At 36.9% G+C, this 14,102-nt stretch carries 14 protein-coding genes; 5 read left to right on the forward strand and 9 right to left on the reverse strand.

What is annotated here, in order from left to right:
- Positions 1-104: 104 nt before the first annotated feature.
- Both BK137_RS16785 and BK137_RS16790 read right to left on the reverse strand, forming a co-directional pair.
- Complete coding sequence (locus tag BK137_RS16785) at positions 105-539, reverse strand: hypothetical protein (RefSeq protein ID WP_038189549.1); 435 nt, start codon at positions 537-539, stop codon at positions 105-107.
- Positions 540-868: 329 nt separating this feature from the next.
- The gene (locus tag BK137_RS16790; protein ID WP_038189552.1) at positions 869-1,057 is read right to left on the reverse strand and encodes a hypothetical protein; all 189 of its coding nucleotides are present in this window, start codon (positions 1,055-1,057) and stop codon (positions 869-871) included.
- 380 nt (positions 1,058-1,437) lie between these two features.
- On the opposite strand from BK137_RS16790, the gene BK137_RS16795 reads away from it, so the two are divergent.
- Both BK137_RS16795 and BK137_RS16800 read left to right on the forward strand, forming a co-directional pair.
- The gene (locus tag BK137_RS16795; RefSeq protein WP_235175770.1) at positions 1,438-1,953 is read left to right on the forward strand and encodes a nucleoside 2-deoxyribosyltransferase; all 516 of its coding nucleotides are present in this window, start codon (positions 1,438-1,440) and stop codon (positions 1,951-1,953) included.
- A 103-nt stretch (positions 1,954-2,056) separates the two neighbouring features.
- The gene (locus BK137_RS16800) at positions 2,057-2,503 is read left to right on the forward strand and encodes a DinB family protein (RefSeq protein ID WP_038189559.1); all 447 of its coding nucleotides are present in this window, start codon (positions 2,057-2,059) and stop codon (positions 2,501-2,503) included.
- 84 nt (positions 2,504-2,587) lie between these two features.
- On the opposite strand, the gene uvrA is transcribed toward BK137_RS16800, so the two are convergent.
- Both uvrA and BK137_RS16810 read right to left on the reverse strand, forming a co-directional pair.
- Positions 2,588-5,092, reverse strand: coding sequence for an excinuclease ABC subunit UvrA (gene uvrA, locus BK137_RS16805; RefSeq protein WP_038189574.1), 2,505 nt, complete (start codon positions 5,090-5,092; stop codon positions 2,588-2,590).
- A 100-nt stretch (positions 5,093-5,192) separates the two neighbouring features.
- Positions 5,193-6,716, reverse strand: a complete 1,524-nt coding sequence (locus BK137_RS16810; RefSeq protein ID WP_038189576.1) for an MDR family MFS transporter — start codon at positions 6,714-6,716, stop codon at positions 5,193-5,195.
- A 190-nt stretch (positions 6,717-6,906) separates the two neighbouring features.
- Between BK137_RS16810 and BK137_RS16815 the strand changes: the two genes are divergently transcribed.
- Entirely contained in the window at positions 6,907-7,353 is a 447-nt protein-coding gene (locus tag BK137_RS16815; RefSeq protein WP_157059281.1) for a MarR family winged helix-turn-helix transcriptional regulator, read from the forward strand.
- Between the two features lie 148 nt (positions 7,354-7,501).
- On the opposite strand, the gene BK137_RS16820 is transcribed toward BK137_RS16815, so the two are convergent.
- Positions 7,502-7,864: a hypothetical protein gene (locus BK137_RS16820; protein ID WP_143691075.1), complete on the reverse strand. Its 363-nt coding sequence runs from the start codon at positions 7,862-7,864 to the stop codon at positions 7,502-7,504.
- Between the two features lie 230 nt (positions 7,865-8,094).
- Between BK137_RS16820 and BK137_RS16825 the strand changes: the two genes are divergently transcribed.
- Positions 8,095-9,000, forward strand: coding sequence for an EamA family transporter (locus BK137_RS16825; protein ID WP_038189586.1), 906 nt, complete (start codon positions 8,095-8,097; stop codon positions 8,998-9,000).
- A gap of 57 nt (positions 9,001-9,057) precedes the next feature.
- On the opposite strand, the gene BK137_RS16830 is transcribed toward BK137_RS16825, so the two are convergent.
- Complete coding sequence (locus tag BK137_RS16830; protein ID WP_038189590.1) at positions 9,058-9,498, reverse strand: hypothetical protein; 441 nt, start codon at positions 9,496-9,498, stop codon at positions 9,058-9,060.
- A 207-nt stretch (positions 9,499-9,705) separates the two neighbouring features.
- Here BK137_RS16830 and BK137_RS16835 point away from each other — a divergent pair, with 207 nt between their 5' ends.
- Positions 9,706-10,740: a PTS sugar transporter subunit IIC gene (locus BK137_RS16835; protein ID WP_038189593.1), complete on the forward strand. Its 1,035-nt coding sequence runs from the start codon at positions 9,706-9,708 to the stop codon at positions 10,738-10,740.
- 172 nt (positions 10,741-10,912) lie between these two features.
- Here the strand turns inward: BK137_RS16835 and BK137_RS22390 are convergent, their stop codons facing one another.
- The 3 genes from BK137_RS22390 to BK137_RS16845 all read right to left on the reverse strand — a co-directional run bounded on the left by BK137_RS22390 (position 10,913) and on the right by BK137_RS16845 (position 14,047).
- The gene (locus BK137_RS22390; protein ID WP_155981204.1) at positions 10,913-11,083 is read right to left on the reverse strand and encodes a hypothetical protein; all 171 of its coding nucleotides are present in this window, start codon (positions 11,081-11,083) and stop codon (positions 10,913-10,915) included.
- A 118-nt stretch (positions 11,084-11,201) separates the two neighbouring features.
- Positions 11,202-12,560 carry an aspartate aminotransferase family protein gene (locus BK137_RS16840; protein ID WP_038189596.1) on the reverse strand — a complete coding sequence of 453 codons (1,359 nt, stop codon included), beginning with the start codon at positions 12,558-12,560 and terminating at the stop codon, positions 11,202-11,204.
- A 20-nt stretch (positions 12,561-12,580) separates the two neighbouring features.
- Positions 12,581-14,047, reverse strand: a complete 1,467-nt coding sequence (locus BK137_RS16845; protein WP_038189597.1) for a CoA-acylating methylmalonate-semialdehyde dehydrogenase — start codon at positions 14,045-14,047, stop codon at positions 12,581-12,583.
- Positions 14,048-14,102 lie beyond the last annotated feature (55 nt).

A 14,102-nucleotide genomic window follows, 5' to 3' on the forward strand; every position in this document is an offset into this window, starting at 1 on the left:
AGAGTCTGTGTATAAAGAAGCGGTCGCAGTATTAATATTGCCTTTAAGTGTCATGGGAATATTCGGAAGGAATATGACTCTCAATTAATCCTTACTAAATTTCATTAAATATATTGATTTCGTATGAAAACGACCATTGTAATAGCAATGATACAGAAGATAATGACACCCACTGTCATTATCGTTCCCATAGATGCCCCGTACAATTTAAAAGGTTCTGGTGGCGCCTCATTAGACGGATCACTCGCTAAAAAACCCGCTACTGCCATCATATGTAAAAAGCGTTCTTGCGAAAAATTATTATGTAATTCAATTTGCTGTTCTGCTAAATAGCTTTGATTCCATTTAATTTCATCCTCTATAAACACTTTGCCATCATGAACCATCCAAACACCTAACTGTTGTTCGTTGATTTTGGTAATTGCTTTTGCCAGTTCTCCGTCATTATCTAGTGGATGATTCATTAGATAAATCCGTAATTGATGTTGAATTTCGGTTATATTATTACCTGCAAGAATTGTTTCGAGTTGAGTAGGCATTTTACTGTCTCCCTTTTCCAAATACTAAGCGTTTACATAATTGTAATATAGGTAGCTTTTTTTCGTAATAGGGTTCACTGAATAGCCTTATATTTACTTATGCTTTTGTCTTATTCTCTTCACAATATACAAATTTGCTATCCATTTTAATACAATTCCTATAACTGGATTAAATAATTTTTTGATAGTCTCAAATGTTTATTTCAATAAGTAAACATACAAATGCTATTAAAAAGTGATCGACACATAAAAGTAGCTAAAAAAATTAGAACAAAAAAAGAGTGTTATAAACCACTCTCTTTTAACCACTAAAAATATATAATCAATGGTTAACCGAAAATCATCGTTAAAAATTTTGCAACTAACCTATCTGCACCAGTAAGAGGATTAATGATAAACACCGCAACAAAAACTGCAGCAAGAAATGTACATATATTTCTTTTACACGAACTTTTCCTCGTTTCATTATTTTTCAAATAATTCATTATACTGTACTCCTGTTCTTCAAAATCTTTCATATATCAACTTCTGGACACAGGCAACGTACACAACCATTTTGAGTTTCATCAAGGATGCACATGATCTTCTCTGTCTAGACAACTAAATTACTCTTATGAATTTTCTGCTTAAACATTATTTTTATCTATTATTTTACATTTATACTTTATTTTTGTAAACATCAAGATATATTTAGTGATAAATTAACATCGTAATAGATCTTTCGCAAAAAAATATAAAGTCCTTACAGCTCTCCTGCTATCATAGATTTGAAGGCCTCCATTTTTGATAGAATTAATAGAAAACTAATTTCAGTACGTATATTCATATAAACAATATGTATCTCTCCTTCGAATGGTTATACTATATAAGAATGAAATGATTTATGGGAGGAATTACTTTGACTACAAAAGGTTATTTAGCAAATGGATTATTTGGATTAGGCGACCGCCTAGTAAATGAAATGGTTGCAAAGGCAGTACGTGAGGCAGTGCCAGATGTGGATTTATATGTACCTCAAGAAAATATGGCGATCAATGATAAGTCGTCTTATGCCAATAGTTTAGCAATTGCAGGTGCTGATATTGAGGCTCTAAAAGCAAGTGATTTCTTAATCGCTATCATTGATGGTGTTGAAATTGACTCTGGTGTTGCAGCTGAAATTGGTGCATTTTCGATGCTAGACCGCCCGATTTTCGCACTATACTCTGATACACGCCAACAAGGTAGGGATAATACAAAGAAAATCGATGCTTTAATCGCAGATGGAACTGAAAACCAGTTTGCCTACCGTAATCTGTTTGTCATTGGTTTAATCAAACAAAACGGTATGATTGCTGCTACGCTAGAAGATTTGATTGAAGGAATGCGAGAAAGAAACATAGCCCTAAAAGAAGTTCAATCAGTTAACACGTAACTGGAATGAATCCTATCACATTAATAAAAAATCAATCTATTACAGGAATATCCTTCATTCAATTGAATATACATAGAAAGATTTATTACGGAGGATGATAGAGGTGAAAAATGTGATAGATGGTATCAGTTATTGGATTTATTACGTTCCTAAAGAAATTAAACGGATGTCTGAAATAGATGTGTCTAAAAAACCATCTCCAACTAAATGGTCAAAAAAAGAAATATTAGGACACCTTTGTGATTCAGCTATTATGAACATTGAACGATTCATTAAAATTCAATATGAAAAACAGCCATATGTACTTCCCACTTACAATCAAAATGAATGGGTAGCTAAGCAAAATTATCAAGATACTCCTATCGAGGAAATTTTGACCTTATTTTACGTTTTAAATAAACAAATCATCGCCATTATCAATAATATTCCTGATGAAAAACGTGCTTACTTATGTGACATTGGAAATAACGAACTTAAAACATTAGAGTGGCTCATTCAAGATTATTATGATCATATGGAACATCATCTTAAGAAACAAATTTTCAAGTAATACATAAAAAATAGGTGCTTCAAAAGCCAACTATCTGGCTTTTAAAGCACCTTTTATGTTAAATGATAACTAGTTATTTTCTATTTACAGTACTTCAGTCAAAATTCGTTTCAAATACTTCCCTGTATGAGAAATTGGAACTTCGGCTACTTGTTCAGGTGTGCCCTCAGCTATAAGTTTACCGCCTGCTAATCCACCTTCTGGACCGATATCGATAACCCAGTCAGATTCACGTATCAGTTCCAGACTATGCTCTACAACGATAACAGTATTTCCTGCATCGACAAGTCTATTTAATAGAGAATGAAGCTGTTTAATGTCAGTTGGATGGAGGCCCGTCGTCGGCTCATCCAACAGGTACAACGTATGATTTTTAGACGGCTTACTTAATACTTTTGCCAACCTTATCCGTTGCCCTTCTCCGCCAGATAAAGTTTTAACCGATTGACCCCATTGTAGATAGCCAAGTCCAACTTCACATAGCATCTCTATCATGACCGAAATCTTTTTCTCCGATTTGAGAATCGGCAAGCTTTCCTCAACAGACATATTTAACAAATCAGAAATGGAGTAACCTTCATATTTAACTTGCAATACCTCTTCAGTAAACCTTTTCCCTTTGCAGTCAGTACACTTCACTTCTAAATCGGGTAGGAAGTTCATGTCAACAGACAGTACGCCTAACCCCTGACATGTTTCACAACGCCCACCCGGGGAGTTAAATGAGAAATGCTTCGTAGTTAACTTTCTTTCCTTTGCTTCTGGCAATCCTGCAAATAACTTACGCAAGTGTGTAAACATATCAGTATAAGTTGCGACATTAGAGCGCTGTACTCTTCCCATTGGCGATTGGTCAAAAATAACTATATCGCCGACATGTTCTAATCCAGTTATTTCCTTGCATCCTGTTTGTTCATGTGCTTTAGGACTTCCTTGTGCAAGAATATCAAATACAAGAGTTGATTTTCCAGAACCCGAAACGCCTGTGACAGACACTAGACAACCAAGCGGAATGGAAACAGTCGGGATATCGACATTTCGAAGCTGTGCTTGTTGGATAACGATATTCTGTCCGTTCCCTTTCCTACGAACGCGAGTTGGAGGTGGGAAACTCTCTTCTCTCAAATAGGTTCCAGTAACCGACAGCTCACTAGACATTAAGTCTTCTATAGTCCCTTCACCTACAACAGTACCACCATTTACTCCTGCTCCTGGACCGATATCAATGATATGATCCGCTGCACGCATCATCTCTACATCATGTTCTATAACAAGTACTGTATTACCTAAATCACGCAATTCCTGAAGTACTCGGATAAGGCCGACTGTATCCTTCGCATGAAGACCCGTTGTAGGTTCATCCAGAATATATAGTACTCCAGTTAAAGCTGAACCAAGCAGCGTTGCAAGTCGAAGTCGTTGTGTTTCGCCTCCAGAAAGTGATACTGTCTGACGGTTTAATGAAAGATAGCCGAGTCCTACATCAATAAGCCGTTGAAGTCTTGTGAGCATATCTTGAAAAATGGGCTCGACCAATTGTAGACCATCCTGTGGTAATTCCGTTTGCAAACTTTTCGTCCATTCGAATACATCTTCGAGCGACCACTCAGAAATATCTGAGATAGTTGCATTTGCTACTTGCACTAAAAGAACTTCTTTTTTTAGACGAGCTCCGTGACAATCCGGGCAAAGTTGTTCATGAAAGAAGCTGCCTTCTTTTTCTTTAGAACCTGAGTCGCCATCTTTCTCTTTATAACGTCTCCATAAACCTGGGATTACTCCTTCAAATTTCGTCCCTGCAGCAGGCTTAACATTCGGATAATGACGTTTAAATTCCTCACTCTCGACTCCGTAGAATAACAAATCGCGCTGAATATCACTGTAATTTTTCAAAGGGAGATCTGGGTCGAAATCAAAGCCATAATGCTTCCCTGCCGCTACTAAAATACGCATTTGAATGTCACGATGAACACCTTTTAGTGAAGCAACACCCCCATCACGCAAGCTAAGCTCCGGATTGAAAACCATCGCCTCGTTTATACTTGCCACATGACCTAGTCCACTACAAGTTTCGCATGCACCCTCCGGCTTGTTAAAAGAAAAGTGCAACATGCCAAGCTTCTCTTGCACTTCTCCACAATGCGGACAGCTGATTGATTGTGCTTCTATCTCCTGGTCTTCCGCTGTCAAAACTCCTGTTGGTTCAAAAGAAGGAGGAATACTGCCATTACAAGAAGAGCAAACTTGCTCTCCCAATCGGGCAAAAATAAAACGAATATACATATAAATGTCCGTCACGGTACCAACCGTCGAGCGTGGATTACGATTCGTAACATGCTGTCCAACACTGATGGACGGAGACAGTCCTCGAATGGACTCGACTTTTGGCTTGCTGATTGCGTCAGCCATCATTCCCATTGAGTCTAAATACTGTCTCTGACATTCCCTTTGAAGAGTATCCATAGCTAATGTTGACTTTCCTGATCCAGAAGGTCCTGTTAGAACAACTAGTTTGAATTTTGGAATCGAAAGTGACACATTCTTTAGATTGTTTTCCCAAGCACCTTTAATAAAAATGGTATCTTTCATGAATATCCTCCTCACTATAGTACATCCACTCGGTAAATGCCGAGACAATCTAATACATTTCGATTACTTCTAACTGAAATGTATACGTACTATACATTGATTAAATTTCTGGTTCATCTTTATCTGTAACAATTACTCTTGAATTCCCCATCATGAAGACGAAAACCACTGCAATGACAATTGGAATGAGTGCAAGTAGAAAGACGTGTGTAACTGAGTTAGACATTGCATTAACAATGACGTCAAGAATCTCAGCAGGTATTTTCTCACGTACACTTGGTTCAAAAATCTGTCTTATATCAGCAACATTAAACATTGCAGAATTGGCGCTTTCACCCAAACTTTTGAATCCTTCAGCTAGTTTATTTGTAAATACATTATTTTGAATCGTACCAAAAATCGTTATTCCCATCGTCATCCCTAATGTACGAAGGAACGAGTTGGTTGAGTTTGCAGTACCACGATAACGAGCATCTAAATTATGCTGAGAAGCAGTTGGTAATAATGAAAATGAGAAGCCCATTCCGAAACCTACTAGAATCATATACAGCGTCAGAAGAACTCGAGCAGTATCTGGTGTGAGTGTACTAAGTAGGAACATACCTGCGAAATATGAAATAACGGAAATAATCATTAAATTACGGTAGCTTATTTTCGTTAAGAAAATACCACCAAATGCGCTTCCTGCAACAGAACCCAACATCATAGGCATGAGGATAAGGCCAGCATTTGTTGCTGAAGCGCCATATACAGCCTGAACATAAATAGGAATATATACTGTCAAAATAATAAAGGTACCACCATATAAGAATGCCAACATTTGCGAAGAAGCAAATAGACGACGCTTAAATAAGAAGAAAGGAAGTATTGGTTCTTCTGCTTTTAGCTCCACGAAAAAGAACACAATAAAGAATACAGCGAAACTAACAAACAATGAAATAATCGGTGCTGAGTTCCAATCATACTGTTTACCGCCCAGTTCTAGTGCAAACATAAGGCTAATGACCGCAAGCACAAGCGTTGCCGCTCCCCACCAGTCGATCTTTTGCTTCGTATGTACTGGAGATTCCTTATAATTCTTCATAATTAATAAGAATGAAACGATACCGATTGGCAAGTTAATATAAAATACCCATTCCCAACCAATATTATCTGTAATATAGGCACCTAAAAGCGGTCCAACAACACTAGCAATACCGAATACCGCTCCCAAAAGACCCGTCATTTTCCCTCGTTTTTGGGGTGGGAATATGTCAAATACAATAGTAAATGCGATTGGCATTAAAGCGCCGGCACCAATTCCCTGAATAGCTCTGTAAATACTAAGTTGTTCAATCGTTTGAGCAAAGCCACAAAGTGCAGAACCAATTACAAATACCGTTAAACCAAAAATAAAAAATCTCTTTCTGCCATACATATCGGATAATTTTCCAAAAATCGGCATACCTGCCATTGTTGTAACCATATAAGCGGATGTAACCCAAACAAATTTGTCCATCCCACCTAATTGAGAAACGATTGTTCCCATAGCTGTCGCAACAATTGTATTGTCAATTGCTGACATAAAAATCGCTAGTAACAAACCCGTTACAACTAACTTTATATTACTTTTTGAAGCTTCCATTTATAAACCCCTTTGCAAATTATTAATGATTTCGATAGAATTAACTTGTATAATATCACACTCATCAAATATCTCGATAACCTAATATCTCGACCATCAAGATATTTTCTTATTTTAAAAGGAGGTTAATCCTTTGTCAAGTCATCAAGATGATCAAACTCTAAATCCTCAAGAACATTTCACTTCGCTAATGCGAGGTCTAGGAACACGAACAATATTACATCAGCAAAACGTAGCTGCCTCATTAGGGTTATACAATAATGATTTTATTTCTTTAGATATCCTACGTGAAACAGGTCCTATTACGGCAGGAGAGCTCTCAAAAAAAACTGGGCTCGCTACGGGTAGCATAACTTCCTTAGTAGACCGACTTGAAAAAATCGGTTATGTTCGGAGACAAAATGATCCCAATGACCGTCGCAGAGTCATTATTGTTCCAGAGTATGAATCAAAAGAAGAAATCCGTAATACGTACGAACCACTTCATAAAGCAATGCTCAATCTAGCTTCCTCCTATACACCTGAAGAACTTGCTCTCATTTCACAATTTATAGGAAACGCTAGCACAGTATTAGAAGAGCAGATTCAACATCTCAGCTCCACTACACGTAGCAAATCTTCTAAAACAACACGTTAAAAAAGAAAAGGACAGTTTCCTAATAGTCGATTGGCTTAGGAATACGGTCCTTTTTTCTTTTTTGTTAATCATAAGGGAAAGGAATCCAAAGATACATACTTGATTCATTAAGTCCAGTTCACAAACCTTTCGTTAATGCCAATCTACTTTACCCTTCCAATAACGCTTTATAATAAATTAATTCGCCATCCACTTCTGCAATCAGCATGAAAGTATCGTCATCCCCTACCGCAAATATCTTAGTTCCTTTAGCTAATTTACTTGCATAGAAATCTTTAAACAAAGAACCCGTAGTTTTGCGCTTGTTGATTTCACCTAAAAGATCGCCCTTACCAGCTTCAAACTCAATCATTTCTGTTTTCGAATAAATAATATCTTGATATTGCAAAATATCTATATCTGGATGCTCTTTCAATAGCTCTTTTGCAGTCGGGTTATGTGACCCTGTTGAACAGCCTACTAATACAACAAAAATGCTCATCAAAAAGATACAATATTTTATTGGAGTCATCATGTAACCACACTCTCCGTTTATTCTACATTACTATTAAACTTCACTAACCAGATTCTATTTTGACTGTAAGAGTAGTATATTTCCCTTTATGAAAGGGTTAAATGATTTTAACATATTTTGTAATATGTATAAGTTTTATCAATATAGATAAACCGGTATTTTTCACAATAATCATCCATATATATTTGTATAGGAAATTATTAAATCCCGTTTAAAGGAGCACTCTTATGTGGTTTTTCTTCGCTTTACTAACCGCCCTAGCATGGGGTGGTGCAGATTTATTTTATAAAAAAGGTTCAGACAGCAAGGATAAATACAGTCATTTAAAAATTGTCGTCATGGTCGGTCTTGTGATGGGTATCCATGCAACTGGCTATATGCTGTATGAAGGTTTAATTTTCCGTCCTTCCGACATGCTAAAATATTTACCCGTTTCTTCTCTTTATATTTTATCTATGACAATCGGTTATATTGGGTTACGTTACTTAGAATTATCAATCGCCTCTCCCGTACAAAATTCATCTGGTGCTATTACAGCTGTTCTTGTCTTCATTTTCTTCCCTCAGCCAGTTGATACATTACATATTATTGGAATAATCATTATTTCACTTGGCGTTATTGGTATTGCAGTAGTTGAAAAACAAATCGAAAATGCAACATTACGATTAAACAATACCGAAATCGACAAAAAATATCAGCTTGGATTTATGGCGATTGTGTTCCCTATTGCCTATGCGTTGATCGATGGTGCTGGTACATTTGCTGATGCAATCTATTTAGATGAACTCAAATTAATGACTGAAGATGCTGCATTACTTGCTTATGAATATACATTTTTCATCTGTGCAGTTATCACTTATATTTATTTAAAAGTAATAAAAAAAGAGACTTTCTCTATTTTCAAAGAACGTGACAAAGCTTGTGCTGCAATTTTAGAAACAATCGGTCAATTCTTTTATGTATTTGCCATGTCATCATATGCGATTATTGCTGCTCCAATGATCGCATCTTATAGCATTTTCTCTATCATTCTTTCACGTATTTTCTTAAAAGAGAAACTATCGCCAAAACAATATATTATCATTACGGTTGTAATGTTGGGGATTATTTTATTAGGAATTGCGGATGCTTAAAATCATTTAATTAACTGACAAAAAAAGTACATCACTTCTTAAAAGTGATGTACTTTTTTAATTAGTTTGATCAAAATTATCATATTGGTCGGCGAAGGTTTGCATCTTATCTTTTTCAAATACATCTAATAACTTGTTGTACTCTTCATCTTCGATTACATAATAAAGCGGTACTCTCGCTATATAATCAGAATATAAAATGCGCTCATTTTCCTCATCTAACCACATATTATAATTCACTACAATTAGATTCTGCGTTCTATCCTTAAATTGAATATATTGATATGGTAACCGATTCACTTCATCATCGCTTAATTTTAAATTTGTACCATTATTGAAAATCTCCATTAATTCATTGTACTTCGGTTCGGTTTCAATCGATTTTTTTACAACTACATCGCCTTCCTCTGTTACATTCCCTAATTCAATTACATTATTTGATTTCATACAACCTGTTAAAACAAACATAATACAACACAACAATAAAAGTTTCTTCATCACACTATCCCCTTTTAAAGGTATAAAAAGTTTTTCCGTAGTTGTATTATGTTTCCCAATTCCCCTAAAAATATTACGTATTACAAAACTTCATTTAACTATTTTCCCCAAAACAATTTAAGTAACAATATAGAATTTTCTATTTACTTCGACGATTTAAAGCGATAAACTATATTGATATCATGATTTTACTGGAGGAAGATTTTCTTGAAAGAATTCATTAATAAGCTGTTAACAGGAATGAGTATTGGGATTGTCGTATCTTTAATACCCAACGCTCTTCTCGGTGAACTATTAAAACTACTCATTCCACATTTCCCAGCTTTACAACAAATATTAGATATATCCGTTTTAGTGATGAGTATGTTACCAATAATGATTGGTGTTACTATTGGTATGACATTTAAATTAACACCTATTCAGACAGCTAGTATTGGATTAGCAGCTGTTGTTGGTAGTGGAGTAGTGCAAATAAATGAAAGTGTTATGACATTACAAGGTATTGGTGTCGTTTTAAACACAGGTGTTACAGCCGGCTTAGCTGTCCTTTTCGTTAAATATATTGGGGCAAAATTAAAAGATTACACGATTCTTTTACTACCAACTTTAACTATTTTCTTCCCTGGTTTATTTGGTTACTTGATCTTACCTTATGTTAAATCAGGCACAGGAATTATTGGCGTGGGGATTCAACAAGTAACAGATCTTCAACCTATTCTAATGGGAGCAATTATCGCTGTTATTTTCTGCGTACTCATTTTATCTCCTCTCTCGACTGTAGGAGTAGCAACGGTCATTATGCTTTCTGGTATTGGTGCTGGCGCGGCCAATTTAGGTATTGTTTCGGCAGGTATTGGTCTATGTATCGCTAGCTATAAATCAAACTCATTGGGCACAGCACTAGCCCACGTACTTGGTTCACCCAAAATTCAAATGCGTAATTTCTTTATGAAACCTAAAATAGCTTTTCCCATGCTTATTACAGCTGCCATTTTAGGTGCACTTGCTGGTGTATTTAATGTTCAAGGAACGTCTATGAGCGCCGGGTTTGGTCTATCTGGACTTATTGGACCATTAAACTATATCAACTTAACACCAGATGGCTGGACTACTTCGAATATTACAGTCATGATTGCAATGTTCTTCGTCATACCAACCGTTTTAAACGTTATCTTACTTCGCATCTTCTCAACGAATCTTAAAATGATTAAATCTGAAGATTATAAAATCCATATTGAATAAATCGATGCCATGTGAAGAATATTTCTCACATGGCATTTTTTTAGATTGATAGGATTAGTTGTTTTGTGAATAAATAGGATGTTGGTATTTGTTATATGTGATTTCAGGTTGTTGAGGGTGGTGAGTATGGATAATCTTGCTTTGAGTAACGCTAATCTCTCTCCCAGTAGAGCTAATCTTCTTGAGTAGCGATAATTTTCCTCTGAGTAGCGCTAATCCTTCTTTGAGTAGCGATAATCTCACTGAGCAGCGCTAATCCATCCCCGAGTAGCGCCAATTCATCCCCGAGTAGCGCTAATCCATCCCCGAGTAGCGCTAATCTCCCTGAGTAGCGCCAATCCATCTCCCAGTAGCGCCAATCCTCCTCCCAGCAGCACCAATCCCCAAAATCACACTCCTCACCCTATCAGACCACAAAAAAACCACCCCAAATAAACGGAGTGGCTTAATATGATTATGTTTTATTCATTCTCTTTAAAAACTTTTTTAAGAACGGCTATCATAAATTCGAGATCCTCATCTGTGCAAGATAGTGGTGGGCTAATCGTAAGGATGTTGTTATAACCAGCTACAGTATCCCCGTTCTTACCAATGATTAAGCCATTTCCCTTACAATCAGAGACAATTTTCAATACACGTTCGTTAGATGCTGGTTCCATCGTTATTTTATCTTCAACCATTTCAATGCCTAGTAGAAATCCAAGGCCGCGAATATCGCCTACATAAGGATGATTACTTAATTCTTTCAGCTCTTTTTGAAGTCTATCACCTAGTTCTGCCGAGCGCTCGAATAAGTTTTCTCTCTCCATGATTTCGATATTTTTTAACGCCACTGCACATGCCGCCGGATTTCCTCCGAATGTATTGAGGTGACGTAGATGGCTATTTTCTTCTCCCGTGTTGAACTTTTCATAAATTTCTTTTCGAACAGCTGTCACTGAGAGTGGTAAATAGGCGCTAGTCAGTCCTTTTGCCATTGTAATAATATCCGGTTTTAAATTAAAATGCTGATGCCCAAACGCTTTACCGGTTCTTCCAAACCCACAGATTACTTCGTCAATAATTAGGAGTACCCCATGTTTGTTACAAATTTCTTGAACTTTCTCGAGATAGACAGGATGAGGAATTAAAATACCACCACCTGTAATAAGCGGCTCCATAATAATTCCTGCAATTGTCTCTTTTTGCTCCCAAATAATTTTATCTTCAAGTTCTTGGGCACGTTGGAGATTGTATTCTTTAATCGATTGCCCTTTTGGTCGGCGATAATTATCTGGTGGTGCTACATGTAAAAAACCGTGTGAAAGTGGTTCATATTTATATTTTCTAATCGCTTGCCCTGTAGCTGACAATGCCCCCATTGAACTGCCATGATAAGCTCTATAACGCGAGATAAATTTAAAGCGAGCTCCTTCACCGTTTTGCTGGTGATATTGACGAGCAATTTTAAATGCTACCTCATTTGCATCAGAGCCACTGTTCGAGTAAAAGAACATATAGTCTCCACCAAGCATGTCATTTAACTTGGCTGCTAGCTCGATTGCTGGTTCATGGCTTTGCGTCATCGGCACATAGGCTAATTTTTTCATTTGATCGTAAGCCACTTGTGCCAATTCTTCACGACCATACCCTACATTTACAGCCCATAACCCGGACATTCCATCGAGATATTTATTGCCATTGTGGTCGATGATCCAAGCTCCTTCACCTCTATCGACGATCATAGGCTGACTTTTTTCATTGTAAGCTGAGATATGATGCCAGACATTTTGAAGATCTTTTTCAACTAAAGATTGTGTTGGCTGTTTTACAGTTTCCATGCTTTCGCTTCCCTTCTATTTTAGAATTCATGACGAGCTGTTAGCATCTTTTTACGTGTGTAAAACTCAATTCCATCACGACCATTCGCATGTAGGTCTCCATAAAATGATTTTTTGTAACCTGAGAATGGGAAAAATGCCATCGGAGCTGGAACACCAAGGTTGACACCTAACATTCCTGCATCGATTTCTTCTCTAAACTGACGAATAGCTTTTGCACTATCAGTGAAAATACATGCTCCATTTGCGAAGTCAGATTTGTTTGCAAATGAGATTGCATCATCTAATGTATCTACTCGGACAATTGATAAAACAGGAGCGAATATTTCTTCCTTCCAGATTTTCATCTCTTGTGTTACATGATCGAAAATAGTTGGACCAACAAAATAACCACCATCAGAAGGTTGATCATTGCGACCATCTCGTAATAGCGTTGCACCTTCTTCAATGCCAGATTCAATATATTGGATTGTTCGATCCTTATGGGAATCTCGAATGACCGGACCGAGGAAAATACCCTCTTTCAGGCCGTCCCCTATTGTTAATTTATTTGATTCCTCTACTAATCTTGTTACTAGTTCGTCTGCAATATCGCCAACTGCTACAACAACTGCACAAGCCATACATCTTTCTCCTGCTGATCCAAATGCTGCATTAATTATATTCGTTACTGTTAAGTCCATATCTGCATCTGGCAAAACAATTGTATGATTTTTGGCTCCAGCTAGTGCTTGAACTCGCTTACCATTTGACGTACCAGTTTTATAGACATATTCTGCCACAGGTTGGGATCCAACAAATGATACGGCTGGAATATCTGGATGACTAAGAATGCCATTCACGATATCATGAGCACCGTGGACAAGATTAAATACGCCTGCTGGTAGTCCTGCTTCATGTAACAATTCTGCTAGATAATTTGCTAGAAGTGGTGTTCTCTCAGAAGGTTTCAAGATGAACGTATTACCACTCGCAATTGCTAAAGGGAACATCCAGCATGGTACCATCATTGGGAAATTAAACGGCGTAATCCCCCCTACTATTCCTAGAGGATAGCGATACATACCAGATTCAATACTTGTTGCAATATCAGGTAACTGATGGCCCATCATTAGTGTAGGAGCGCCTGCTGCAAATTCTACGCACTCAATCCCTCGTTGTACTTCGCCATATGCTTCGGTATAGTTTTTACCATTTTCAACAGTTATAATTTTCGCTAATTCATCCCAGTTCTCTATTAATAATTGCTGATATTTAAATAAGATTCTAGCACGCTGAGGAACAGCAACTCTCTTCCATGAAGTAAAAGCTTGTTTTGCAGCCTCTACTGCTTTTTCCAAATCTTGTTGAGTTGAAATTGGAACTTCGGCTAATATTTCTCCAGTTGCGGGATTTGGCACTTCAATGTAGTTTTCTGTGGACGATTTTACCCATTGTCCATTAATAAAATTTGAAAGCGTTTTCTTTTCAGTGATTACCTTATTCATATACGTCCTCCTATTCTACTTTTCTTTAAAGTTGACGTTATTAACAATTAACCTC

The organism is Viridibacillus arenosi, assembly GCF_001955655.1.
In the GTDB taxonomy this organism is placed as follows: Bacteria; Bacillota; Bacilli; order Bacillales_A; family Planococcaceae; genus Viridibacillus; species Viridibacillus arenosi.